Source organism: Ruegeria sp. D1(2025), from assembly GCF_056536425.1.
This window is the reverse complement of record NZ_JBQFPO010000004.1, coordinates 181,561-207,032: the sequence shown is the minus strand read 5'-3', so window position 1 is coordinate 207,032 and position 25,472 is coordinate 181,561. Positions and strand designations below refer to the sequence as shown.

Sequence of the window (25,472 nt, the reverse complement as noted above, 5' to 3'; positions counted from 1 at the left end):
GCAGGCGCCGGTAACAGGGTCAGAGCGCCTGCCGGATCACCATGCCGTCAAAAGCAGGCGTAATGTGATCGGGGGTTTCCGTATCAACCGTTTCATAATCCAGATCGATATGCATGTTGGTCAGAATGGCGCGCTGTGGTTGCAGCTTTTTGATCCAGCCCAGGGTCTTTTCCAGGTGGGCATGTGTCGGATGCGGCGACCGGCGCAAGGCGTCGATAACAAGGCAATCAAGACCCAGCATGTCGGTCCATGCATCGTCGTAAATCTCGGCGACATCAGGTAGATAGGCCAGTTTGCCCAATCGAAACCCCAGCGAGTCGATCGAGCCGTGATTGACCTTGAACGGATGAAACGGGATCGGGCCGCCGGGGCCGTCCACCTCGAACGGGCCATCTATTGATTTGAGGTCCAGAATAGGCGGGTAAGGAGAGCCTTCGGGCTGAATGAACGCATACCCGAACCGGCCCAGCAGGGCGTTCTGCGTGTCGCCATCCGCCCAGACCGGAACCCGGGTGCGCATGTTGAACACGATCATCCGCAAATCATCGATGCCATGCACATGATCGGCGTGTGAATGGGTATAGACCACGCCATCCAGCCGCCCGGTTCCTGAATCCAACAACTGGCTGCGCATATCCGGCGAAGTATCGATCAGGACCGAAGTCGTACCCTCGGGGCCGTCCCGTTCGACCAGCATGGAACAGCGGCGGCGAACATTCTTGGGGTTTTCAGGGTCGCAATCACCCCAATGCCCGCCCAGCCGGGGCACACCGCCCGACGATCCGCAGCCCAGGATGGTGCAGCGCAACTCGGTCATGCAGCCGCCTGTGATGTCGCCGCCTTTGTGAACAGACGGTCAAAATTGGCCTGCGTGCGCGCCGCGAACTCGGTGTAATCCATGCCGAAAACCTCGGCACCTTTGCGGGCGGTGTGGGCGGTATAGGCCGGTTCATTGCGCCTGCCCCGGTACGGCGGCGGAGCGAGATAGGGCGCATCGGTTTCGACCAGAATACGGTCGACCGGGGCGCCGGCGAAAATGTCACGCAACTCCTGGCTTTTGGGAAATGCCGCGATGCCGGACATCGACAGATAGAACCCCAGATCCAGCGCCGCCTTGGCCAGTTCGGCGGACGAAGAAAAGCAATGCATCACGCAGGAATAGGGCGCATTGCGGTATTCCTCGGACAAGATCCGGGCCATGTCGTCATCTGCGGCGCGCGCGTGGATGATCAGGGGCAGATTGGTGCGCTGCGCGGCTTCGATATGAATACGCAGTGACTTCTTCTGAACCTCGGCGCTTTCGGCGGTGTAATGATAATCGAGCCCGGTTTCGCCGATGCCAACGAATTTCGGATGGTGCGAGAGGGCGACAAGTTGGTCGACACTTGCCAGAGGTTCGTCCGCCGCACTCATGGGGTGCGTTCCTGCAGCGTAAAACACCGGAGCGTGTGCTTCGGCAATCGCGCGCACGGTGGCCTCGTTTCGCAGCCGGGTACAGATCGTAACCATACGGGTCACGCCCGCTTCGGCAGCGCGTGAGATGATTTCGTCAAGTTGCCCGTCGAAATCGGGGAAATCCAGATGGCAATGGCTGTCGGTGATCGTAGGGAGGGTGCTCATCTGCTCTGACCGGCGGTTTCCTGTATCTTGAACACCGTATCTAGGACCAGAGCGGCAGGGTCAAGGTTCACCGCCTGTCCATGACGTGCGCGTGCCGTGATCATTGCCGCGGCTTCGGACCATTGCCGCGCCTGATGCGGTGATCCTGACAATCGCGACAGTGTTTGCGCCTCATTCGGGGCGGCTTCGGGACTTGGCGGTTCGCCTTTTGCGCCGGTCAGCGCCAGTCGGGACAGGGCCAAATCAATCAGGGTCAGCAACAGATCGAACCGGTCTGCCGCACCCCGTTGTGCGGCGGCTTCGGCCAAAGCAAGGGCGCGCTGCCGGTCAAGCCTGGGCAGTGTGCCCAGAATGCCGATCAGTTCGGAATAGATCTCCAGCCCGCCCAGATTGATCAGGCGGACCGCATCCCCGACCGACCCTGCGGACAGCGCCGCCAGATGGTCGGGTTGTGCCGGCAGTTCAGCCCCGGTCTGTGTCAGCGCCGCCTGCATGTCTTCGGGTCCCAACGGAGACAGGCGCAATGTTCGGCATCGGGACCGGATCGTCGGCAGCAGCCGCGAGGGCTGATGGGAAACCAGCAGCAACGTTGTCCGCGCCGGAGGCTCTTCCAGCATTTTCAGCAACGCGTTTGCCGCGCTGACATTCATTTCATCCGCCGAATCCACAATCACCACGCGCCGACCGCCATCCGCAGAGGACAGGCCAAAGAACCGACCGAGTTTGCGGATGTCGTCGACCACGATCTCATTGCGCAGCCGACCCTGATCGTTCAGCGACCGGGTGATTGTCGCAAGGCCGGGTTCCGCTCCGGCCAGCATGCGATGCGCGACAGGATGTTCGGGGTCGATATCCAGCGTTTGCGGGGCAGGGGGGGCGCCAAACAACCCGCCATCATCTGCTTGCGGTGTTGCAAGCAAAAACCGGGCGATACGCCACGCCAGTGTTGCCTTACCAACCCCACGCGGACCGGTCAGCAACCAGCCATGGTGCAAACGATCAGAAGTATAGGCAGACAGAAAGGCCTGTTCAGCCTCATCCTGACCAAAAAGGCGGGCTGTTTCGCGCGGGTGCGGTGCACCGGGCGCCTGATCCGGTAAAGTGATGTCGTCGCTCATCGTTCGTCTATGGCAAGGCTTGCATGACGATTTCTGTCACATCCTGCGCGACACTGTCCATGTTTCGGTTACCATCCACGACGCGAAACCGGGTGGCATATTCATCCGCCAGCGCAAGAAAACCTGCGCGCATCTGTTGTTGCAGGGCCGGGCCAAAATCTTCGAACCGCTCTTCGGTGCCCTGCCGCCCTTTGGCGCGAGACAGGCCGGTATTGGGGTCCATGTCGATCAGCAGTGTCAGATCCGGCTCGCGCCCGATCATCAAGCTGTGCAGTTGGTCTACCAGGCCCCGCAGATCGCCACGGGACAGGCCCTGATACATGCGCGTGCTGTCGGCAAAACGGTCGCAGATCACCACCTTTCCCGCAGCCAAGGCGGGTTCGATGGTGCGCTCAAGATGATCGCGCCGAGCCGCTGTGAACAGCAGGATTTCAGTTTCGGCCGACCATCGATCGGGGTCCCCTTCAAGCACCAGTTTCCGGATTTCTTCCGCCCCGGCTGAGCCGCCGGGTTCGCGGGTCAGGACAACCTCATGACCAGCTTCGCGCAGGCGTTCCGCAAGCTTGCGCGCCTGAGTCGATTTGCCTGATCCGTCAATCCCTTCAAAAGTGACAAACAATCCGCGCCGCGTCACATTGCACCCAGCGGGCCGTTGATCACGTCCTTCAGAACAATTCCGCCCACTGTCATCATGCGAACCACAAAGCCACCGAGCGGCACGTTTTCGGATGCAACCAGCGGGCGGCGGATTTCCGGCAGACCTTCAGGTTTGATCACCAGTTCCGCCAGTTGCTGCCCCTTTGCGACGGGCGCATTGATCGGGCCTTCATAAACCACTTCGGCCTGCACGTCCTGATCGCCCAAAACTGGGAACAGCAGGGTCAGATCGCCCTCGGGGACCAATCCCACCGTCTTCTGTGCACCCATCCACAATTTGGCTTCGGCTATCGGCGTTTCCGGGTTGGCAACTGTCCTCTCGACAAAATTTCGAAACGACCAGTTAACCACGGCCTCAGCCTCCTCTGCGCGGCGGGCCGTGCTGTCGAGGCCGGACAGAACAAAGATCACACGCCGATCACCCTGCTTGGCCGAACCGACCAGACCATAGCCCGCCTCCTGAGTGTGCCCGGTTTTCAACCCGTCCGCGCCAATATCCAGTTTCAGAAGCGGGTTGCGGTTGCGCGCATTCGAGGGTGCGCGGCCGTCGAATTCAAATTCCTCTTCGGCGAACAAAGGATAGTATTCCGGAAAATCGGCAATGAGGCGGTCCGCAAGAACGGCAAGGTCGTGTACCGACATCATATGTCCGGCAGCGGGCCAGCCGTTGGAATTGGCGAAGTTCGACGTGTTCATGCCCATCTGCTTGGCGCGTTGGGTCATGTAGCGGGCAAATCCGGCTTCGGTTCCATCCGGGCTGAGCGCTTCGGCGATGACGACGCAAGCATCGTTGCCAGAAAGAACGATGATACCGCGCAGCAGATCTTCGACCCGCACGCGGTCCTGCGTATTCAGGAACATGGTCGAGCCGCCATAGCTCATCGCGTGTTCCGACACCGGCAGTTTTTCATCCAGTGTCAGGCGCCCGTCCCGCAGCGCCTCAAACGCAACATAGAGCGTCATCAGCTTGGACATCGATGCCGGTGGCAGCGGCAGGTCAGCTTCCTTGGAAAGCAAAACCGTGCCTGTCGTCTGGTCGATGACATAAGCGGCGCGCGCGGTCGTATCATAGGCGCTTGCAGGCAGGGCCAGTACGGCAAGCCCAAGCGTTAAGACAGATGTTCGCAGAGAGGATAGCACGTAGGGGCCCTCCTTGATTCTAGTTGCTTGTGGTGAACGCGTCGGTGAACCCCAAGTCCCGGACATCGCCATGCAGGGCTTTGCGTTCCGACCGGGTCATGGCAGGGCCAACCAGGACGCGCCAAACCGTGTTTTCAGCGGTTTTCAGTTCCCGAACTTCGGCTGCCATTCCGTTCCGCCGGATTTTTTCTGCCGCACTGTTGGCGTTCTTTTCAACGCTGTACGTGCCGATCTGGATGTAGGGTTTGGTCAAGGACGAAACCTTCGCAGTGCCGGTTGTCGCGGCCACCGGAGTAGGTTCCGCCGCATCAATCGCTGCTTCTGCACCGGCAATCGGATCCAGAGGCGTCTGTGTTATTTCGTCAGGATCTTTCTTTTGCCACCATTTTCGCTTGGCGGGCTTTTCAGTGGGTGCCTGCACCGGAGCGTCGGACAGTCCGGGGGTCGAAGCCGCCTGAACCGCTGCATCCGCCGTGCTTTCTGTAGCTTCGGCGGCAACGTCAGACCCGGTTTCGGCTGTTGCGACAGCCGCGGCTGCTCCGGCAGTGGCGGCTGCGGCAGGGGCCTTCTTTTGCCACCACTTCCGTTTTGCCGGTTTTTCGGATTGCGTTTCCGCGGTTTCCGAAACTTCCTGGGCTTCTTCCGAAGCCTCGGTCGCGTCAGCGACAACCTGATCTTCCGAGGCAGCCTCTGCCGGTGCCTCGTCCGTTTCCGCGGGCGCTTCTTCAACTGTTTCGCGCCGCAGCGCCACTACGTAGATGCTGGTAGGCGCGCCAGCCAGAAGGCCAAGTTTTTCAGCGGCCGCCGATGAAACCTGCAGGGCTGGGCCCGGCAAATCGCGCTCGCGGCGAAACAGGGCGCCTGTCACTGACTTATTGTTAGATTTGTTCTTGATCACAACGCGTTCAGGTTGTGCAGCGTCTGGGTGTGCGACCCATATTCCACCCAGTGACGGACGACCATCCCAAAGACCCGCTTCGGTCACTTCAAAGACATCCGGGGCTTCGACATCGCGTTGCGAGCCGCTTGCAACCTGCGGTAGCAGTTCGACTTTCCCATCGTTATTCGATGCGCTTGTGCCCCCATCCGGCGAAGCGCCGGAATTTAACAACGCCTCGTCACAGCCGGACAGTAACCCCAAAGTCACAGCCAGAACCGCAAATCCCAGCGGTTTTGCGCGTGTCCCAATCGCTCGATTCATCGCGTATTCCCTTGCCTGAAGGGGCTTGGTTCGCCGTGCCCCGACGCCGATCTGCCAGTTCTGTTTTGCTGGCATTATTTGGTCTTTCAAGCAGATCATAACCCGCGCGTGATGCCATGGAAAGACCACTGCTTGGGCTTCGGCAAGATTTCCCTCTTTTGACTTGCCACCGTTTCAACTTGGCCTTAGACCCTGCTTTCGACGGGGAGGTGGCAGAGTGGTCGAATGCGGCGGTCTTGAAAACCGTTGGGCGTGAGAGCGTCCCCAGGGTTCGAATCCCTGTCTCCCCGCCACTCATACCCGTCTCAATCCAGTTGTATTTTCTGACCCGGAATTGTGCCGCAGTTCCCGCGTTGGCGCTTGCGCTTTCAATCTGAGATGGAGCAAACGTTACACTTAGAGCAGAATTCAGGCCTCAGTCTAAGTGCCGCATTTTGTCGGGGTCTCTTTGGGCCGGATTTCCCTGATAACCATCAGTTTACGGGGAATTATCGTGAGATGGGTTCGAATACAGGCATTTTTCGTGTCAGAATTGTATGTTTTTCAGCGGCTTATGTCGCACACATCCCTGGATGTTGGAGCAGGGGATTTTCTTGTGGGAACAGGGAATTGTTTAATCGTTCTTGTCAGAAGAGCTTTGCTTGAGCGGGTCAGGGAGCTTTCGTAGCTTTTACTCATGCAAAGATGATCCCCCAGTATTTCAAAACCAGCCCCGAGATCATCCGCCTTGCTGTGATGCTGTACATCGGTTACCGCTCTCGCTGAGTGGCGCGAACCTGGCGCAGTGTAAAGAGCAGTTCTACTGACCCAGCTGAGACTGGTTCGAAATTGTCTGACAACGTCTCTTACCGGTTCAGGTTCCTTTCACATCACTGGAGAACCGCGCCGCGTTTTCCTTTGCAAAGGCGCTGGCATCCGCGTCGGCATCCCAGAACTGCGGGTTTGCCTTGGGTATCGTCAGCGCGCGCTGCACGGCGGGCCGGGCATCAATACGGTGGAACCACGAATTCAGATGCGGCAAGTCCGACACTCCTACCCGCGCCCAGACATAAGCGCGTGCCCATGGGTACAGCATCATGTCAGCGATGGTGTATTCGTCCGCGGCGATCCATTCACGCCCATCCAGGCGCGTGTTCATCACTTCCATCAAGCGGCGGCTTTCGTCCACGTAGCGGCGGATTGAGAACGGCTCTTCGTGGCCGTTTGGTGCGGCGATGTGCTGGAAGTACATCGCCTGTCCCATCATTGGGCCTATATGGCCGACCTGAAAGAACATCCACTGCATGACCTCTGACCGTTTGACCGGATCCCAAGGCAGGAATTTTCCGTATTTTTCGGCGAGATGCCACAGGATCGCACCGGATTCGAAGATGGCGCGCCTCTCCGAACGATCCTCGATTGTCGGGATCTTTCCATTTGGGTTCAGCGCCAGATAATCCGGCGCCTTCTGTTCCTGCTTGGAAAAATTGATATGTGTCAGGTCGTAGGGGACGCCTGCCTCCTCCAGGAAGATAACCGGCTTGTACCCGTTCATCGTTCCAGCGGTGTAGAGATGGATATCAGGCTGGGACATGTTCAAGCTCGGCAAATGTGGTTTTTAGATGCGCGTCAAATCGAGCGAAATCGGCCTCGATTTCCGGGTCCTTCATAACATCGAATGCAGCAAAAGTCGGAAGGGGTTGCATGGCAAAGAACTTTGCGTTCAGGTGCATCGGCGCTAACAGGTCGTCGACGCTGGAGCCCGCAAAGAAAGGCTCGGACGCATCATCGAACGCTTCTTTTGGGGCGTTGAACGTAACCGACAGCATGTATTTCTTACCGTTTAGTGTGCCCCCGGTACCGTAATTGGCTTTGGGCGCGTCGGTCGTTCGACCGTCACCTGCGCACATGCGGCCATCCATGCCAGCCGTATATACCTCATCCATGTATTTTTTGAATATCCACGGTACCCCCATCCAGTTCACCGGGAACTGCATGATGACTGTATCGGCCCACAGATGCGTCTCGACCTCAGCATTTGCATCATAGCCGTCGGCGACGGTGGTCACACGCACGTCGTGACCCATTGCGGTCAGCGTGTCACGTGCGCGTTTGGCGAGGCTGGCGTTCAACTGTCCGGGGGCGAATTCGTAGGGCTGGGTGCCGTTGACGATCAGGATTTTGCTCATGTCCATATCCTATATGTACTATCTCTGAACCCTTGACTTTCAGCGGGTTCAGAGAGCATTTGATTGCGATGGTGTGATAATTCAACTAGTATACTTTTGGTAACCTAGATGTCTGAGCGAAGGGACGACGATGCGGGCGCGAATTGATGAGGATGCCAAAGGGCGCCGAAAGGTCTCAGAGGCCTGTCAGGAACCATGTGCAATCGAACGCGGTATGCGGATTATTGGCGGAAAGTGGACGGGGTCGATCTTGTGGCACCTTAGAGATGGCCCAGTGCGCTTCAACGATCTGTCGCGCATGATCGGCGGTGCCAGCAAGAAGATGATCACTGAAAGACTACGTCAACTTGAGGGGCAGGGTCTGGTTCGCCGGCAGGTAATGGATACCGCTCCTGTTTCCGTGCAATATTCGGTTACCGAATTTGGCCAGACAGCTCTTGGTTTTCTCGAAGAGCTTCGAAAGTGGAGCGAAGAATTACCTCAGGAGTTGGATCGAACCACCTAATAATATGAGGGAATGAGTCTGTGGGTAGTTTGAAAGCAATCCACCATGCTGCGGTCATTTGTTCGGACTATGAGCAGTCCAAGGCATTTTATTCAGAAACGCTTGGGTTGGAGATAGTTGCGGAAAATTTCCGGGCCGAGCGGCAATCTTGGAAGCTGGACTTGGCTTTGCCGGATGGTACTCAGATTGAGTTGTTTTCCTTTCCCAACCCGCCCAAACGCACGTCCCGCCCCGAGGCGCTGGGTCTGCGGCATCTTGCGTTTGTTGTAGACGATATCGAGAAGTTGAAAGACAGATTGGAACAGAAGGGTGTTCCCGTCGAAGACATCCGTGTCGATGAATATACCGGACGCCGTTTTACCTTTTTCAGTGATCCGGACGATCTTCCTTTGGAATTGTATGAAGCCGCGCCGACTGCGTTGAAGTGATGTTTCCCGTTCTTTAGGCTGAGCAAAGCAGGGAGGAATGCGCATGGAAGTAAAACCTCTCACCGGTGGATTGGGTGCTGAAATCGTCGGGGCGGACATCCGGCATGAAGATCAATTCGACGCGATTAAGTCAGCCTTCGCAAAGTATTCCGTAGTCGTACTGAGGGGCCAAAACGTTAGACCGCAAGAGCATCTGTCCTTTGCGCGAAGGTTCGGCCCGATTAACGTGAACCGCTTTTTCAAACCTGTCGACGGCTATCCCGAGATCGCCACAGTTTTGAAAGAGAAAGATCAGAAAGAGGCTGTGGGAGAGGGCTGGCATACCGACCACTCCTATGATCAGGAACCGGCCATGGGCTCAATTCTGCACGCCTTGGAAGTCCCGCCGCACGGCGGCGACACGCTGTTTGTGTCAATGGCTGCTGCCTATGAGGCTCTGTCGCCCACGATGCGTGGTTTTCTGAATGGCCTGTGGGCGGTGCATTCCTCTCGCCATGTCTTTGGCTCCAGCAACATGGAATCAGAGGCCGCAAAAAGCGGCAGGCTGGGTAATGCCGAAGCTGCCACGCAAGACGCCTTGCACCCCGTTGTCATCACGCATCCGCTTAGTGGCAGGCGTGGGCTGTTCGTCAATCCTGTGTTCACCACCGAAATCAAGGGGTTGAGCGCAGATGAGTCTGCGGCCGTGCTTGGGATGCTCTATGATCATTGCAAGCAGCCCGAATTCCAATGCCGCCTCCGTTGGCAGGCAGGGGATATCGCCATTTGGGATAACCGAGCCACGTGGCACAAGGCAATCAACGACTACCACGGTTTTCGACGCCTTATGCACCGGGTGACGGTTGAAGGGATTGCCTTGAAGCCGTGAGGCAAGTGGCACAAGGCGGACCTCTGCGACTCAGTTTGGGCGCGACGACGCTGTAACACCCCCCCCTCGATTCCCGGTGCACTATTTAAAAAAAGGGCGATCGGTATCGAAATTTCTGTTTATTTTCTTGTGCATATAATGCCTGTCAAATTTTCCCTTGTCACAATTGGAACGTTCCATTAAATATTTTGGAACGTTCCAATTGCGGAGTAAGAGGATGAATTGGGCATTTGTCGGAGCGAGCACAATAGCTTCGCAATACATGTTGGACGCGGTGCGCCGGCAGGCAGGCAACAACGTGACCTGGGTCGTCAGTCATTCTCCAGATCGGGTTCAGACCTGGGCCAAGGAACACGGAATTCCCAACGCAACGACGGACGTGGACGCTGCGCTTTCTGACGAGAACATTCAGGCTGTTTATGTTTCCTCGACCAATGAGAAGCACCACGGTCAGGCCATGGCAGCCATTTTGGCTGGTAAGCATGTTCTATGTGAAAAGCCGCTTGGGATGACGCAGGAGGAAGGTGTCGAAATGGTGCGCGCAGCCGAAGCGGCTGGCGTAACTTTTGGTACAAATCACCACCTGCGATGCTCTGGCAGCCATCGTGCCATTCGTGACCTCATTGCAGACGGGCGCGTCGGCGACGTTCTTTCGCTGCGTATACATCACGCGGTACATTTGCCGGGAAACCTACAAGGGTGGCGTATCAACTCAGCAGATGCCGGCGGCGGCGTGATCCCCGACATCGTCGTTCATGATGCGGATGTCACGCGGTTCCTGCTTAATGAGGACCCGGTGTCTGTCGTTGCGCAAATGGCCAGCTCTGGGATGGGGCAGGGGGTCGAAGACTCGTGCATGTCCGTCTGGACGATGCCTTCAGGCGCGATGGTCATGACACATGAAAGTTTTACGCACCCATTTGCAGGTTCGGGCCTGCAAGTGCACGGGACCAAGGGTTCGATTTTTGCGGATGGCGTCATGACGCAGCGCCCAGTTGGGGCAATAAAACTGGTGACAGAAGCCGGAAGCGAAGAAATCCCGTTTTCGGAGCATTCGCTCTACATTCAGGGCGTTTCCGAATTTGTCGCCGCAACAGCGGGTCAGGGCCGTCCAGCTGCGGATGGAACTGATGGAGTGAAATCGCTGTCCGTCGCGCTGAGCGTTCGTGAGGCCGCAGCGTCAGGTAAGCGCATCAACGTAGACTATGGTGGCTTCTGATGACCAAGCTCGTTTCCGTTTCCGAGGCCGTTTCTCGCATTCCTGACAATGCGGTGGTAACCGTTTCGTCGTCCTCGGCATTGGGGTGCCCTGACCTTGTGCTGAAGGCACTTGGAGAGCGGTTTTGCGCGGAGGGGCATCCGCGCAACATTACAACGCTGCACCCTATCGCCGCCGGGGATATGTATGGCGTGAAGGGCATGGATTATCTGGCGCAGGATGGATTGCTAAACCGCGTTCTCGCCGGATCATACCCGTCGGGCCCTTCCAGCCTTGAGATGCCGGAAATCTGGAAAATGATCGTCGAGGATCGGGTCGCCGCATATAACGTGCCTTCGGGAATTCTGTTCGACATGCATCGCGAGGCCGCAGCGCATCGGCCCGGTGTTCTGACGCAGGTCGGGCTTGAGACTTTCGTGGATCCGGTGCGCCAGGGGTGCGCGATGAACGCGCGTGGCGCGGCTGCGCCTATCGTGAACCGGAGAGAGTTCGACGGTCAGACCTGGCTGCACTTTCCGAACATCAACCCGAACGTATGTGTTTTGCGCGCAACAACGGCGGATGAGTTCGGCAACCTGACCTATGAACACGAAGGTGCTTATCTGGGCGGGCTGGAGCAAGCGATCTGTGTACGCAACCACGGTGGGATCGTGATCGCACAGGTTCAACGTGTGACTGCCGCCGGAAGCTTGCGCCCCCATGACGTGCGCGTGCCGGGGCATCTGGTCGATCTGATCGTTGAAGACCCGAAGCAGATGCAAACGACGGAAACGTCGTACGACCCTGCGATCTCTGGCCAGATTATGCGCCCTTGGGACAGCTTTTCACTGGCCGAGCATGGCGTCGAAAAGGTCATCGCCCGCCGCGCCGCGCAAGAGCTGCGCACAGGCATGAGCGCCAATCTGGGCTTTGGAATCAGCGCCATGGTCCCGCGTGTCTTGTTGGAAGAGGGGCATCCTCAGGCTGTGACATGGGCGATCGAGCAAGGGGCCGTTGGAGGCGTCCCATTGACCGGCTTTGCCTTTGGCTGCGCGTCCAATGCACATGCTTTCGTGCCGTCCCCACAGCAATTCATCTATTTCCAGGGCGGCGGCTTCGACATGTCGTTCCTTTCTTTCCTTGAGGTCGATGTCGAAGGCAATGTGAACGTCTCCAAACTTGGTAAGAAGCCCTATCTGACTGCAGGGTGCGGTGGCTTTGTCGATATTACCGCGCGCGCCAAGAAGATCGTGTTCTCGGGCTGGTTCGAAGCCGGCGCCAAGATTGATCTGGCGGATGACGGTATCCGTGTGAAGGCCCCCGGAAAATTCACCAAGATGGTGGATCAGGTCGAGCATGTCACATTCTCCGGCCGCCGTGCCCGGGAAACCGGTCAGGACGTGCTGTATGTAACCGAGCGCTGCGTTATTCGCCTGTCAGATCAAGGTCTGGTTGCGACGGAAATCATGCCCGGAATTGAGGCGCAACGCGACATTGTCGAAGCTTCGGGCGGTCGCGTCAAAGTCGCGGAGAACGCGGTTCAGATGTCCAAATCTCTGTTCGCAGTTGGCCCGATGGGGATGACGCTGTGAGCAAGCTTGGGTTTCATATCGAGGGTGCGACCGCTGTGCTGACATTGGACAACGTGTCCAAGCTCAATGCTCTGACGGTGGACATGCTGAAGGCGCTGGAGGCTCGTCTGCAAGAGGTCGAGCGTGACGCATCCATTCGTGCGCTTGTTCTGACCGGTGCAGGGGAAAAAGCGTTCTGTTGCGGGGCCGATATTGGCGCATGGGGTGGTCTGAGTCCCGCCGAATTCGCGCGCCATTGGGTCCGTGACGGCCATCGGATCTTTGACCGTCTGGCACGGATCGGCAAACCGACGATTGCTGCGATCAATGGCCACGCCTTTGGCGGCGGGCTGGAGCTGGCCAGTTGTTGTGATCTGCGTCTGATGACCCCGCGCGCCACGCTGGCCTTGCCCGAAGCCAAGGTTGGAATCGTGCCGGGCTGGTCCGGGACGCAACGGTTGACCCGGCTGATCCCCGAGTCTGCGGTGAAGGAGATGGCACTCTTCGGGCGCCGTATTGGTGCCGACCGTGCGCTGGCTTTAGGCTATGCGACCGAGGTGATTGACGAGGTTCTGGCGCGCGCGCTTGAGATCACCGCCGATCTTAGCGACCTGTCGCCCCGCGCCACCGAAATCTCGAAAAACATGATCCACGCTGCGGTCGGTGAGGACAGCCATGCTGCGGTCGAAGCCCTCGGCAGTGCAGCAATTGCCGCCTCGGCGGACCGCGAAGAAGGCGTCGCGGCGTTCATGGAAAAACGAAACCCAACATTTTCGGGCCTTTGAAATTATGAAAGACATCGCAATCAACCCTGCCATCCCGTTCGAGCTGCCGCCTCTGTTTGAAGGCCGGCACCTCATCAATGGCATATGGCAGGACAGCGCCTCGGGTGAGACGTTCGAGCGCCGCTCTCCTTCGCACGGCCACATCGTCAGCCGTTCGGCCATGGGGGGAGAGGTTGAGACCCAGGCCGCGATCCAGGCGGCGCGCAAGGCGTTCGACAGCGGTGCCTGGAGCCGTGCTTCGGGCAAGGAACGCGCCTCCGTCTTGCTGAAAGTCGCCGATTTGATCGAGCAGAACGTTGACCGGATTGCCCTGATCGAAACACTGGAAAGCGGCAAGCCGATCAGTCAATCCAAGGGCGAAGTTGGCGGTGCCGCAGATCTGTGGCGCTATGCGGCCTCATTGGCACGCAGCACCCACGGCGACAGTCACAATACTCTTGGCATGGACATGATGGGTGTCGTGTTGAAAGAACCCATCGGTGTCGTGTCGATCATCACACCTTGGAACTTTCCGTTCTGGATCCTCAGCCAGAAACTGCCATTTGCACTGGCCGCAGGCTGTACTGTCGTCGTGAAGCCATCCGAGATGACGCCGTCGACGACCTTGATGCTCGGCGAGTTGCTGGTCGAAGCAGGATTGCCCGCCGGTGTCTGCAATATCGTGCTTGGTTATGGCGTTCCCGTCGGGAGCTTGATGTCCGGTCACAAGAGCGTGGATATGGTCAGCTTTACCGGCTCGACAGCCGTGGGCAAGACGATCAGCGCAGTTGCGTCTGGTACGCTCAAAAAGGTCGCGCTTGAGCTTGGGGGCAAAAACCCGCAGGTCATCTTTCCCGATGCCGATCTGGATGCAGCGGCGGATGCCGTTGTGTTTGGCATCTATTTCAATGTCGGCCAGTGCTGCAATTCAAGCAGTCGCATCATTGTGCACGAAGACATCGCCGACGATTTCCGAGGGCGTGTCGTTGCCTTGTCGCGCAAGGTCAAATTTGGCGATCCATTGGACCCGACGACGCAAGTCGGAGCTATCGTAACGCCCGAGCACAACTCAAAGATAGACGCTTATGTCAAACAAGCGAAAGCGTGCGGCGCGACTATAGACTTGGGTGGTAAGCCGCTAGAGGTCGATGGCCTGGGTGATCAGTTCTACCAGCCGACAGTGATTTCTGGCGTCTCGCCAGAAATGCCCATCGCCCGCGATGAGGTATTTGGACCGGTTCTGTCCGTTTTGACCTTCAAAACACTGGACGAAGCAATCGCGCTAACCAATGATAGCGCTTACGGTCTGTCGGCAGGGGTCTGGAGCGAAAACGTTCACACCTGCCTTGAGTTCGCCCGTCGTGCAGAAACGGGAACGGTCTGGACCAACACCTGGATGGACGGATTCCCGGAGGTCGCCTTCGGTGGGTTCAAACAATCTGGGCAGGGGCGGGAAATCGGACGTTACGGGTTCGAGGAATTCTTCGAAGTGAAATCAGTAGTCATGCGCATCGGCAACAGCCGAGCGCCATGGGTTCCGCAAGATTAAGACCGGGCACCGGATTGGTCCCGAATAAGAAGAACGCATTAAGGGAGGAAACAAGAATGTGTAAACTGCTGAAGACAAAATCGCTGTTTGTGGCCGGTCTGCTCTGCACGACCAGCCTTGCGCACGCGGAAGACGTGGAAGTTCTGCACTGGTGGACTTCAGGTGGCGAGGCCGCAGCGTTGAATGTTCTCAAGGAAGACCTGTCCGGGCAGGGAATCGGTTGGACCGATATGCCCGTTGCGGGTGGTGGTGGCGAACAGGCGATGACCGTTCTGAGGGCTCGTGTGACTGCCGGTAACGCGCCGACTGCTGTTCAGGCTTTGGGCTTCGACATTCTGGACTGGGCCAATCAGGGCGCGCTGGCTGATCTGAATGAGGTCGCAGCGAAAGAAGGATGGGATGATGTCGTCCCGGATGCTTTGAAGGCCTTTGCCAAGCATGACGGCAAATGGGTCTCGGCACCAGTCAATGTGCACTCGACCAACTGGGTCTGGGCGAACAAAGCGGTGCTGGACGCTAACGGTATTGCACAGCCCACCAATTGGGACGAATTCGTCGCGGCGGTTGAGGCGTTGAAAGCTGCCGGTGTCACACCGATCGCGCATGGTGGTCAGGCCTGGCAGGATGCGACCATCTTCGATGCTGTAGCGATGTCGACACTTGGGCCCGATGGCTACAAAGCAGCCTTCGTTGACCTGGACGAGGAAACACTTGGTGGCGACGCCATGAAGGAAGCGTTCGACCGTATGGCGTTCATTCGCGACAACGTGGATGAGAATTTCTCGGGCCGCGACTGGAACCTGGCGACTGCAATGGTCATCAACGGTGAAGCCGGTTTCCAGATGATGGGTGACTGGGCCAAAGGCGAATTCCTGAACGCGGGCAAAGTGCCGGGTGAGGACTTTTTGTGCTTCCGCTTCCCGGGTACTCAGGATCAGGTCACCTTCAATGCTGACCAGTTCATGATGTTCGATCAGGGCGGTTCGGTGTCGGCCGAACAGGCCGCGCTGGCCAGCGCGATCCTTTCACCATCCTTCCAGATTGCTTTCAACAAGGTGAAGGGCTCTGTCCCGGCTCGTACTGACGTGGATGGCAGTGATCTGGATGCTTGCGGCCAACAGGGCATGAAGGATCTGGCAGCAGCGGCTTCGTCGGGCAACTTGTTTGGTTCGATGGCGCACGGCCATGCCGCGCCGGCATCAGTGAAGAATGCGGTCTATGACGTCGTCACAGCCCATTTCAACGGCGAGTATGACAGCGAGACTGCAGTGGTTGAACTGGTCGACGCAGTTTCGATCGCCAAGTGATCTAATCGTGATCCTCCCGATGGGGCGGCAGGTTGGCCGCCCTGTCACCAAGCGGGCGCTAACGCTCCGACCTACAACTACCCGAACGAGGAGGGCGCGCCATGGCTGGTTCAGCCGACGCGGATTTCAAGACACGCCTTCAGAACTGGATTCCCAAGCTGGTCCTGTCCCCATCGATTGCGATGATGACGGTCTTTGTCTACGGTTTCATTCTGTTTTCGGTCTACCTGTCCTTTACTGACAGCCGCATTCTGCCGACCTTTGGTTGGGTCGGGTGGGAAAACTACGATAAGCTGTGGCGGCTCAGCCACTGGGAAACATCGCTGATCAATATGGGCATCTACGCCAGCCTGTATATCGTGATCTGCACCTGCCTCGGGCTGGGTTTGGCAATCTTCCTTGATCAGAAAATCCGCGGCGAGGGGCTGTTGCGCCCGATCTACCTGTATCCGATGGCGCTAAGTTTCATTGTCACGGGTACCGCCTGGAAATGGTTTCTTGACCCGGGTATAGGCCTTGAGAATGTGATGCACACCTGGGGTTGGACCAGCTTCGAGTTCGACTGGATCAAGAACCGGGATTACGCAATCTACACGGTTGTTCTGGCGGCCGTATGGCAGACCAGCGGTTTCGTGATGGCGATGTTTCTGGCCGGCCTGCGTGGGATCGACAATGAAATCCTTCGGGCCGCGCAGATGGATGGGGCCTCGAACTGGAACCTCTATCGCCGGATCATCATCCCGCAACTGCGCCCTGCATTCCTGTCAGCCTTCGTGATCCTCAGCCACCTGGCGATCAAGACCTTTGACCTTGTGATTGCGTTGACGGGAGGCGGACCGGGCCGTGCGACCGAACTGCCCGCGACCTTTATGTATTCCTACACCTTTACGCGGAACCAGATGGGGATCGGCGCGGCCTCGGCCACGATCATGCTGATGACCATCGCGGCGATCATGATCCCCTATCTTTATGCCGAATTGCGGGAGAAACGCTGATGTCCCAAGCAACTCAGGATACCGCAATCCGCACTGGCCGCGTCACGCGCACCTTGATCTATCTGGTGCTGCTGCTGTTCGGTCTGTTCTACCTGCTGCCGCTTTACGTCATGCTGGTAAACTCGGTGAAACCGCTAGAGGAGATCACCGGCGGTGGCATGATGAACCTGCCACAGGTGTTCACGTTGGAGCCTTGGTTCAAGGCATGGTCCTCGGCTCAGATCGGTGTCGATCCTACGGGGTTGAAGCCCTACTTCTGGAACTCGATCAAGATGGTTGTTCCGGCGGTGATCGTTTCGACCATCCTTGGCGCGCTGAACGGCTATGTACTGACCAAGTGGCGCTTCAAATATGACACCATCCTATTCGGTCTGATGCTGTTTGCCTGCTTCATTCCGTTCCAGATCGTGCTGATCCCGATGGCGCGGATGCTGGGTATCATCGGGCTGGCGGGTACCACTTGGGGTCTGGCACTGGTGCACGTGGTCTATGGGATTGGCTTCACCACGCTGTATTTCCGCAACTACTACGCCGTGTTCCCGACCGAGCTTATCCGGGCTGCCCAGATTGATGGGGCCGGGTTCTTCCAGATCTTCTGGCGCATCCTTCTGCCCAGTTCCGGGCCGATCGCAGTGGTGTCGATCATCTGGCAGTTCACCAACATCTGGAATGACTTCCTGTTCGGTGCATCCTTTGCCGATGCCAACAGCCAACCGATGACCGTTGCGCTGAACAACCTCGTGCAGTCTTCCACCGGTGTGAAGGAATACAACGTTCATTTTGCAGGCGCCATTCTGGCCGCCATGCCAACTCTGCTCGTCTACATCGTGGCCGGACGGTACTTCGTCCGCGGCCTGATGGCGGGTTCGGTGAAAGGATAAAGTCCCATGGGATTTCTGGACATAGACAACGCGACCAAATCCTACGGGGCGGTCGAGGTTCTGCACAAGGTCGATATTTCGGTGCAGGAGGGTGAGTTCCTGGTGCTGGTCGGTCCGTCGGGCTGCGGCAAGTCGACCCTGCTGAACATGATCGCGGGGCTGGAAGAAATCACCAGCGGAGAAATCCGCATCAAAGATCAAGTTATGAACGGGGTGCACCCGTCGAACCGCAACATCGCTATGGTTTTCCAAAGCTATGCGCTTTACCCCAACATGACTGTGGGGCAAAACATCACCTTCGGGCTTGAGATGCACGGGGTGCCCAAGCCTGAGCGCGAGAAAGCGATGCAAGAAGTCGCCAAGCTGTTGCAAATCGAGCAATTGCTGGATCGCAAGCCCGGGCAGTTGTCGGGTGGTCAGCGTCAGCGGGTTGCAATGGGTCGCGCGCTGGTGCGAAACCCTGATGTCTTCCTGTTCGATGAGCCGCTCTCGAACCTCGATGCCAAGCTTCGGGTCGACATGCGAACCGAGATCAAGAAGCTGCATCAGAACCTCGGGACCACCATCGTCTACGTGACCCACGACCAGATCGAGGCGATGACTCTTTCAAGCCGCATCGCTGTGATGAACGGCGGCTACGTGCAGCAACTGGGCACGCCGCAGGAAATCTATGACACGCCCGCGAATATCTTCGTCGCGACGTTCATGGGCTCGCCCGCAATGAACGTGATGCCGGCCAAAGTATTAGTATTGAATGGTCGCCCTCACGCAGAGGTCGCCGTTCACGACGGATCTATGGCGCAATTGCCGTTCAGTCAGGACAATCTGGCCGCTTGGGACGGTCGTGATATCCTGCTGGGCATCCGGCCTGAGACGATCACTGACATGGATGGTGCGGACAGAAAGTCGTCGAACATCGCGCAGATGACCAACCGTATCGTGGTGACAGAACCTGCCGGATCGGACACCTTCGTCTCGATGCAATTGGGCGGACGAGATGTAATTGCGCGTATGCGCTCGGATGCCGAGGTTGCACCGGGACAGGATTTCAACTTTGCGGTGAACATGGAAAAGGCAGTGGCCTTTGATCCGGAAAGCGAGATGCGGATCCTTCCATGAAAAGGGCTGACGTTATAATCATTGGGTCGGGTATCGGGGGGGCAACGCTGGCTGCGGCGTTGGCTCCGTCTGGCCGTCGTATTCTGATCCTGGAAAGGGGAGAGCGGTTGCAGCCCTCACCTCAGGATCGAGACCCAAGGGCGATCTTTGCCAATGGGCACTTCCGCCCCGATGAAACATGGCTGGATGGAGCAGGCAAGCCTTTCAACCCCGGAAACTACTACTGCGTTGGTGGCAATTCCAAGTTCTACGGCGCAGCTTTGATCCGCTATCGGAAAGAGGATTTTGCGCCGCGTCAGCACATGGGGGGGCATTCGCTCGGCTGGCCCATTTCCTACGAAGTGCTGGAGACGGATTACTCCACCGCAGAACAGCTTTACGACGCGCGTGGCACCACTAAAGAAGACCCCACCGAACCGCCGCACAGTAGGGGTTACCCGCACCCACCTGTGCCGGATGAGGTTGATATTGCAGACCTGAGAAACCGGCTAAGCCACGCAGGCCTGACGCCATCCTCAGTACCGTTGGGCGTGGATATCGATACCTGGTTGCAGGCCGGGCAAACGACTTGGGATGCGTTTCCCAATACATGCAGTGGCAAAATGGATGCCGAAACCTGTGCGATCGCCAAGGCAATGAAGCACGGGAATGTCGAACTGTTGACTGGTGCGCGTGTCCGAAAACTAACGGTTGGTGACGATGGTCGCGTTACGAGTGTCGAGGTTGACGGCCACGGTACCCTGCGCGCGCCGGTCATCGCGCTTGCAGCAGGCGCGGTTCAGTCCTCGGTCCTGTTGCTGCAGTCCGCGAATGACAATTGCCCAACCGGTCTTGCCAATCGGTCCGATCAAGTCGGGCGGAATTTTATGAACCACAATTGTTCGGCGGTGCTGGCCCTTCATCCGTTGCGTCGAAACAGAGCAGTCTATCAGAAAACGTTGATGTTTAACGATTATTACAACAGCGACGGGCAGGGTGGTTTGCCATTGGGCAATATTCAGATGCTGGGAAAGATCACCGGGCCGATCCTTTCGTCGCAATCTCACCTACCGGGGCCGATTGCAGCGCTAATCGCCGATCGCAGTTTTGATTTCTATGCCATGTCCGAGGACCTGCCGAACCCGGACAGCCGGGTTACGGTCGAAGGAGACCAGATCACACTGGACTGGAAACGCTCGAATTGGGCAGCGCACGAGGCCCTTGTCGCACGGTTAAAGGCGCATCTGAAACAGGCAGGGTTTCCTGTGATACTTTCTCGACCATTTGATCGGCGCACACCGTCGCATCAATGCGGCACGGCCCGGATGGGCAACGACCCGGACAGCAGTGTCGTCGACACGTTTTGCCGAAGCCACGACCACAAGAACCTATTCATTGTCGACGCTTCTGTCCTTCCGACGTCTGCTGCGGTTAACCCGGCCCTTACGATAGCCGCGCTGGCGCTCAGGGCGGGTCGTCACATTATTGAAACGGAGTTTTCCGTATGACCGGAACAGCATTGGTGACCGGAGGACAGCAGGGTATTGGCCTTGGGGTGGCCCGCGCTTTGATTGCGGCGGGGTACAGGGTCGCGGTGGCCTCTAGATCGGCACCTGAAAAACCGGCTGTGCAGGCGGCTTTGGCCGAGCTTGGCCCAAACGCGATTTATGTGCAGCACGACGTGTCTGACATTGATCACGTACCGGTGTTGCTGGACCAGATCGAAGCCGAGTTGGGGCCGATCACAGCCCTGATCAACAATGCTGGTGTCGGGGCACCGGTACGTGGCGACATGCTGGATCTGACGCCTGAAAACTGGGACTTCGTGCAAAATATCAACCTGCGCGGCGCGTTCTTTCTGGCGCAGGATGTGGCCCGGCGCATGTTGGAGCAGCCGCAAGCCACCTATCGTTCGATAACCTTTGTAACCTCAGTCAGTGCCACGATGGTGTCGATTGAACGGGCCGAGTACTGCGTGTCCAAAGCGGCCGCGGCGATGATGGCCCAGCTATTCGCGGTGCGCATGGCCCCCCATGGCATCGGCGTTTTTGAACTGCGACCGGGCATCATCGCGACTGAGATGACGGCGGGCGTGCGCGACAAGTACACCGACCGTATCGAAGGCGGTCTTGTTCCCGCAGCACGCTGGGGTATGCCCGAGGACATCGGGGCCGTCGTTGTCCCGCTGGTTCAGGGGCAGATGCATTTTGCCAACGGCGCCGCCATCCCGGTGGACGGCGGTCTGTCGATCTCACGTCTTTAACGCAGGGCACATCAGAATGTCTGAAGGATTTGATTTCATTGTTGTCGGAGGCGGCTCGGCAGGTTCGGTTATCGCCGCGCGCCTTTCCGAAGAACCGTCGGCGAAAGTGCTGTTGATAGAGGCCGGCTCAACCGACCGCCACCCGTTCTTTCACCTGCCCGCCGGGTTTGCAAAAATGACCAAGGGCATCGGCAGCTGGGGTTGGTCCACGGTTCCGCAAAAGCATATGCAGAACAAGGTTTTCACCTACACGCAGGCCAAGGTGATTGGCGGCGGGTCGGCAATTAACGCGCAGATCTACACACGAGGCGCGGCGCAGGACTACGATGACTGGCGACAGATGGGGTGCGAGGGGTGGAGCTATGCTGACGTGCTGCCCTATTTCAAAAAGTCCGAAGACAATGACACTTATGAAGACGAATTCCACGGCAAGGGCGGACCGCTGGGCGTGTCCATGCCCGCAGCACCTCTGCCAATCTGCGACGCCTATATTAAGGCCGCCGGGGAATTGGGGATTCCTGAAACACGCGATGTGAATGGCGCGAAACAGGATGGCGCGGGGTACTATCAGTTGACCCAGCGCAACGCGCGGCGCTCATCTACCGCGATGGCGTTTATTGCGCCCAACCGCAGCCGCCCGAACCTGACGGTGCGCACCGGCGCACAAGTCCGCCGCATCATTGTGGACAAGGGCAGGGCGACTGGAGTCGAGATGGTGAACGGGGACAAGATCTCCGCCGCGAAAGAAGTCATTCTTTCCTCGGGTGCCATCGGTTCACCGCGCTTGTTGCAACTATCGGGCATTGGGCCAGCGGATCATTTGGACAGTCTTGGTATCGACGCGGTTTATCATCAACCTCAGGTCGGCGCGAACCTGCAAGACCATTTGGACTTGTACTCGATCTGCGAAGTGACCGGCCCGCACACCTACGACCGTTACGCTAAGCTGCACCTTTCAGCCTTCGCAGGCCTGCAATATCTTTTCACCCGCAAGGGACCGGTCGCGTCCAGTCTGTTTGAAACGGGTGGGTTCTGGTACGCCGATCCGGATGCGCGCTCACCTGACCTTCAAATGCATCTGGGGCTTGGCACCGGAATCGAGGCAGGGGTCGAGGCGATGCCCAATGGTGGAGTTACCCTGAACGCCTGTTTCCTGCGCCCAAGGTCACGCGGAACCGTCCGGTTGCAAAGCTCAGACCCCGCGGTCATGCCGCTGATCGATCCCAACTATCTGGCGGATTCTTATGATCGCGAGATGTCCATTCGGGGTCTAAAGCTGGTGCAGAACATCCTCGCACAGGATGCGCTGAAGCCGTACATCTTGGCCGAACGCTTGCCGGGTCCGGATGTGAAGACCAAGCAGGAGTATTTCGACTTTATCTGCGTGCATTCCAAAACATCGCACCACTGCGCTGGAACCTGCCGAATGGGCAGTGATGCCGAAGCGGTGCTGGATCCGCGTCTGCGCTTCAACGGGATCGAAAGGCTGCGCGTCGCGGACGCGTCGATCATGCCGACGGTCAATTCATCGAATACCAACGCACCGACAATCATGATCGGCGAAAAGGCTGCTGACATGATCAAAAAAGATCAAGGCTTCTGAAAATGATCCGCCACATCGTACTGACCAAATTTCGCCCCGACGTGACCGAAAAGACCATCGGAGTCATCTACAAGGGCCTCGCAGAAGTATCTGAGGCCCTTCCCGGCGCCAGCGGGTTCACCGGGGGGCGCAGTAAAAGTCCCGAGCAGATCGAACGCGGATACATGCATGGGTTCGTAATCGATTTCGACGATTGGGCCGCGCTGGAGACCTATCAAAACAACGAAACGCACAAGGCGTTGGGCGCGCAACTTGTCGAGAACGCCGTGGGCGGTATCGACGGTATTCTGGTTCTGGATTTGGAGGTTTGAAACAATGAAACTGATTTTGCCAAATCCCGAAGGGAAGCTTGAACCCTATGCGCTGACTGGGACGCCATTGGTGCCGCGTGCGCCGCAAGTGCCTCTGACGCGGACGGCCTTTGCAGCAGCACATGTGGTTTCAGACCCGCTGGCAGAACGTAGCCCTTGGGATGGACGCCCGGCCGTTGACTGGGACGCGACCTTGCGTTTTCGTCAGGGGCTTTGGGATCAGGGGCTGGGCCTGGCCGAGGCGATGGATACCGCACAACGCGGTATGGGGGTCGATTGGGAGACCGCGTTGGAATTGATCCAACGCACGATGAAGGCTGCGCAGGCACACCCGTTGTCGCCTCGGGTGGCTTGTGGGGCAGGGACCGATCACTTGCCGCTGAGCGCGTTGAACACAGCGGGTGAAATCCTGTCAGCCTACGAGCATCAGGCCGAGGCGATTGAAGCCGTTGGAGGGCAATTGATCCTTATGGCGTCACGCGCCTTCCCAGCTATCGATGCGGGTCCGGACACCTACCATGATGTTTATCGCACGCTGATCGATGGGGCTGCGGTACCCATAATTCTCCATTGGTTGGGGGACATGTTCGATCCTGCGCTCAAGGGCTATTGGGGCAGTGCGGATGTTGATACGGCCAGTGATTTTGTGCTGTCCTTGATCAAGGAAAACCCTGCCAAAGTTGACGGAATCAAGATCTCTTTGCTGGACCAAGCGCACGAAGAAGCCTTCCGCGCTCGGCTACCGGAAGGCGTACGCCTTTATACCGGGGACGATTTTAACTATGCGGACCTAATTGTCGGGGATGGAACACATTTTTCCCATGCTCTTCTTGGGATTTTCGCTGCTATCGCTCCAGCCGCCAGCCAAGCGCTTGAGGCGCTTGCGATGAATGACATGGATCGCTACAGTGCTCTGTTCGCGCCGACGGTGCCACTCAGCCGTGAGATTTTCCGCGCACCAACCCGGTTCTACAAGGCCGGTATTACGTACTTGGCGTGGCTGAACGGGTCGCAGTCCCATTTCATCATGCCGGGTGGCTTCCAATCCAGCCGCGACATCTGCCACTACGCGCAGGTCTTCAGGCTGGCGGATCAGGCCGGTTTGCTCTCGGATCCGGAACTGGCTAAAGCACGGATGACCACGCTTCTCAACCTGCATGGAGTTGAACAATAGCCTAAATGCGCAGACCCACGATCATAGATGTCGCCAACTCGGCGGGCGTTTCCAAGTCGACGGTCAGCCTTGTTTTGCAGGGCAGTCCGCAGGTGAAGCCAGAGACACGCAAGCTGGTTCATGCCGCCATGAAAGAGATTGGGTATGTCTACAACCGGTCGGCGGCAAATCTGCGATCCACGGGAACGGCGCTCATAGGCTTGGTTATCAACGACCTGAACAACCCATTTTTTACTGAGTTTGCGACTTCCTTGCAGATGGCACTGGGGTCCCGAGGCTATGCGGTTGTTGTGGCTAATACAAACGAAGACCCCGAGCTTCAGGATCAGGTGGTGGGCGCGATGCTGGAGCATGGGGTTTCCGCCTTGATCCTATCGCCTGCTTACGGCGATGTCTCAAACACCCTTTCCGCGGTCGAGCGAGCTGGCATCCCTTTGATGCAGGTCTTGCGACAGGTTGAAAGCGAAACGGGCAGATTTCCCTTTATCGCCCCTGATTACGCAGAGGGTGGGCGCGCGGCAACACAGTACCTGATCGAATCGGGCGCGCGGAACATCGCCTTCATCGGTGGTCTGGATGGCGCCGAAGTCACTCAGGAAAGACTGTCCGGCTATATCAGAGCAATGAAAGACAACCACTTGCAGCCTGTTGTTAAAACAGGGGAATCCAGCCGATCATTTGGACATAAGGCAACAGTCAGCCTCTTCAAGGAGCAACCGGCGTGCGATGCCGCAGTTTGTTTCAATGATCTTGTTGCTTTTGGGATGATTAATGCCTGCCATGAAGCTCAGGTGAAGATTGGCACGGAGTTTCAGATTGTCGGTTTCGACGACATCAAGGAAGCATCAGAATGCTGGCCAGCTTTATCTACAGTACGTTGCGGCGTATCCGAGTTTGGAGAAAAAGTCGCGGACACTGTTTTGCTGTGGCTGCAGGATGGAGTCGCGCCAGCGCGGCACAAGCGCACTTCAACGCGCTTGGTTTTGCGGCAAACCACGAAAGACACAGTATAGCAGAAGGTTATACCGGCCCTTGTCGAGAAGCTCCTAGCGT

General features: G+C 57.7%; 25 protein-coding genes and 1 tRNA gene. 18 read left to right on the top strand and 8 right to left on the bottom strand.

The genetic code is table 11. The annotated features are described in order from the left end of the window. Nucleotides 1-19: 19 nt before the first annotated feature. From ACR1XU_RS12205 to ACR1XU_RS12180, 6 genes are read right to left on the bottom strand one after another with little or no spacing between them, the layout of a single operon-like run. The gene (locus tag ACR1XU_RS12205; RefSeq protein ID WP_170615417.1) at nt 20-817 is read right to left on the bottom strand and encodes an MBL fold metallo-hydrolase; all 798 of its coding nucleotides are present in this window, start codon (nt 815-817) and stop codon (nt 20-22) included. Then, a complete protein-coding gene (locus ACR1XU_RS12200) occupies nt 814-1,620 on the bottom strand; it encodes a TatD family hydrolase (protein ID WP_480905210.1) in 807 nt (268 codons plus the stop codon). The genes ACR1XU_RS12205 and ACR1XU_RS12200 overlap by 4 nt, the downstream gene beginning before the upstream one ends. Further along, nucleotides 1,617-2,738 carry a DNA polymerase III subunit delta' gene (locus ACR1XU_RS12195; protein WP_480905207.1) on the bottom strand — a complete coding sequence of 374 codons (1,122 nt, stop codon included), beginning with the start codon at nt 2,736-2,738 and terminating at the stop codon, nt 1,617-1,619. The genes ACR1XU_RS12200 and ACR1XU_RS12195 overlap by 4 nt, the downstream gene beginning before the upstream one ends. A 7-nt stretch (nt 2,739-2,745) precedes the next feature. Beyond that, on the bottom strand, nt 2,746-3,372 hold the full coding sequence (gene tmk, locus ACR1XU_RS12190; RefSeq protein WP_170615423.1) for a dTMP kinase: 627 nt from the start codon (nt 3,370-3,372) through the stop codon (nt 2,746-2,748). Then, on the bottom strand, nt 3,369-4,535 hold the full coding sequence (locus ACR1XU_RS12185; RefSeq protein ID WP_480905204.1) for a D-alanyl-D-alanine carboxypeptidase family protein: 1,167 nt from the start codon (nt 4,533-4,535) through the stop codon (nt 3,369-3,371). Before ACR1XU_RS12185 ends, tmk begins: the two co-directional genes overlap by 4 nt. 19 nt (nt 4,536-4,554) lie before the next feature. After that, the gene (locus ACR1XU_RS12180; RefSeq protein ID WP_480905201.1) at nt 4,555-5,736 is read right to left on the bottom strand and encodes an SPOR domain-containing protein; all 1,182 of its coding nucleotides are present in this window, start codon (nt 5,734-5,736) and stop codon (nt 4,555-4,557) included. A gap of 203 nt (nt 5,737-5,939) precedes the next feature. Here ACR1XU_RS12180 and ACR1XU_RS12175 point away from each other — a divergent pair. After that, nucleotides 5,940-6,029 (top strand) — tRNA-Ser (locus ACR1XU_RS12175). Between the two features lie 560 nt (nt 6,030-6,589). On the opposite strand, the gene ACR1XU_RS12170 is transcribed toward ACR1XU_RS12175, so the two are convergent. Both ACR1XU_RS12170 and ACR1XU_RS12165 read right to left on the bottom strand, forming a co-directional pair. Then, nucleotides 6,590-7,309: a glutathione S-transferase N-terminal domain-containing protein gene (locus ACR1XU_RS12170; RefSeq protein WP_170680619.1), complete on the bottom strand. Its 720-nt coding sequence runs from the start codon at nt 7,307-7,309 to the stop codon at nt 6,590-6,592. Continuing rightward, nucleotides 7,296-7,904: an NAD(P)H-dependent oxidoreductase gene (locus tag ACR1XU_RS12165; RefSeq protein ID WP_170680616.1), complete on the bottom strand. Its 609-nt coding sequence runs from the start codon at nt 7,902-7,904 to the stop codon at nt 7,296-7,298. Before ACR1XU_RS12165 ends, ACR1XU_RS12170 begins: the two co-directional genes overlap by 14 nt. A 130-nt stretch (nt 7,905-8,034) precedes the next feature. Here ACR1XU_RS12165 and ACR1XU_RS12160 point away from each other — a divergent pair, with 130 nt between their 5' ends. The 17 genes from ACR1XU_RS12160 (at nt 8,035) to ACR1XU_RS12080 (ending at nt 25,432) form a co-directional block, all read left to right on the top strand. After that, the gene (locus tag ACR1XU_RS12160) at nt 8,035-8,409 is read left to right on the top strand and encodes a winged helix-turn-helix transcriptional regulator (RefSeq protein ID WP_170614498.1); all 375 of its coding nucleotides are present in this window, start codon (nt 8,035-8,037) and stop codon (nt 8,407-8,409) included. Nucleotides 8,410-8,429: 20 nt separating this feature from the next. Then, nucleotides 8,430-8,837 (top strand): SMU1112c/YaeR family gloxylase I-like metalloprotein, encoded by a 408-nt coding sequence (gene gloA2, locus ACR1XU_RS12155; RefSeq protein WP_480714203.1) that lies wholly within the window; start codon nt 8,430-8,432, stop codon nt 8,835-8,837. A 43-nt stretch (nt 8,838-8,880) separates the two neighbouring features. Continuing rightward, entirely contained in the window at nt 8,881-9,705 is an 825-nt protein-coding gene (locus ACR1XU_RS12150) for a TauD/TfdA family dioxygenase (protein ID WP_170614499.1), read from the top strand. Between the two features lie 217 nt (nt 9,706-9,922). Next, nucleotides 9,923-10,924 (top strand): Gfo/Idh/MocA family protein, encoded by a 1,002-nt coding sequence (locus ACR1XU_RS12145; protein ID WP_170614500.1) that lies wholly within the window; start codon nt 9,923-9,925, stop codon nt 10,922-10,924. Next, a complete protein-coding gene (locus ACR1XU_RS12140; protein WP_170680592.1) occupies nt 10,924-12,495 on the top strand; it encodes a CoA-transferase in 1,572 nt (523 codons plus the stop codon). Before ACR1XU_RS12145 ends, ACR1XU_RS12140 begins: the two co-directional genes overlap by 1 nt. After that, on the top strand, nt 12,492-13,259 hold the full coding sequence (locus ACR1XU_RS12135; RefSeq protein WP_480905195.1) for an enoyl-CoA hydratase/isomerase family protein: 768 nt from the start codon (nt 12,492-12,494) through the stop codon (nt 13,257-13,259). The genes ACR1XU_RS12140 and ACR1XU_RS12135 overlap by 4 nt, the downstream gene beginning before the upstream one ends. 4 nt (nt 13,260-13,263) lie before the next feature. Further along, nucleotides 13,264-14,787, top strand: a complete 1,524-nt coding sequence (locus tag ACR1XU_RS12130) for an aldehyde dehydrogenase family protein (protein WP_480905192.1) — start codon at nt 13,264-13,266, stop codon at nt 14,785-14,787. 56 nt (nt 14,788-14,843) lie between these two features. After that, nucleotides 14,844-16,094: an ABC transporter substrate-binding protein gene (locus ACR1XU_RS12125; protein ID WP_480905189.1), complete on the top strand. Its 1,251-nt coding sequence runs from the start codon at nt 14,844-14,846 to the stop codon at nt 16,092-16,094. Nucleotides 16,095-16,195: 101 nt separating this feature from the next. Next, nucleotides 16,196-17,089, top strand: coding sequence for a carbohydrate ABC transporter permease (locus ACR1XU_RS12120; protein WP_170496900.1), 894 nt, complete (start codon nt 16,196-16,198; stop codon nt 17,087-17,089). Continuing rightward, nucleotides 17,089-17,970 (top strand): carbohydrate ABC transporter permease, encoded by an 882-nt coding sequence (locus ACR1XU_RS12115; protein ID WP_170614506.1) that lies wholly within the window; start codon nt 17,089-17,091, stop codon nt 17,968-17,970. Before ACR1XU_RS12120 ends, ACR1XU_RS12115 begins: the two co-directional genes overlap by 1 nt. A 6-nt stretch (nt 17,971-17,976) precedes the next feature. Then, on the top strand, nt 17,977-19,089 hold the full coding sequence (locus ACR1XU_RS12110; protein WP_480905186.1) for an ABC transporter ATP-binding protein: 1,113 nt from the start codon (nt 17,977-17,979) through the stop codon (nt 19,087-19,089). Further along, nucleotides 19,086-20,576 (top strand): GMC family oxidoreductase, encoded by a 1,491-nt coding sequence (locus ACR1XU_RS12105; RefSeq protein WP_170614508.1) that lies wholly within the window; start codon nt 19,086-19,088, stop codon nt 20,574-20,576. The genes ACR1XU_RS12110 and ACR1XU_RS12105 overlap by 4 nt, the downstream gene beginning before the upstream one ends. Continuing rightward, nucleotides 20,573-21,331 carry a 3-ketoacyl-ACP reductase gene (locus tag ACR1XU_RS12100; RefSeq protein WP_480905183.1) on the top strand — a complete coding sequence of 253 codons (759 nt, stop codon included), beginning with the start codon at nt 20,573-20,575 and terminating at the stop codon, nt 21,329-21,331. The genes ACR1XU_RS12105 and ACR1XU_RS12100 overlap by 4 nt, the downstream gene beginning before the upstream one ends. Nucleotides 21,332-21,347: 16 nt before the next feature. Next, nucleotides 21,348-22,934 carry a GMC family oxidoreductase gene (locus ACR1XU_RS12095; RefSeq protein ID WP_480905180.1) on the top strand — a complete coding sequence of 529 codons (1,587 nt, stop codon included), beginning with the start codon at nt 21,348-21,350 and terminating at the stop codon, nt 22,932-22,934. Between the two features lie 2 nt (nt 22,935-22,936). Continuing rightward, nucleotides 22,937-23,245, top strand: a complete 309-nt coding sequence (locus ACR1XU_RS12090) for a Dabb family protein (RefSeq protein ID WP_480905177.1) — start codon at nt 22,937-22,939, stop codon at nt 23,243-23,245. A 4-nt stretch (nt 23,246-23,249) separates the two neighbouring features. Continuing rightward, nucleotides 23,250-24,419, top strand: coding sequence for a dihydrodipicolinate synthase family protein (locus ACR1XU_RS12085; protein ID WP_480905174.1), 1,170 nt, complete (start codon nt 23,250-23,252; stop codon nt 24,417-24,419). A 5-nt stretch (nt 24,420-24,424) separates the two neighbouring features. Next, a complete protein-coding gene (locus tag ACR1XU_RS12080) occupies nt 24,425-25,432 on the top strand; it encodes a LacI family DNA-binding transcriptional regulator (protein WP_480905171.1) in 1,008 nt (335 codons plus the stop codon). Nucleotides 25,433-25,472 lie beyond the last annotated feature (40 nt).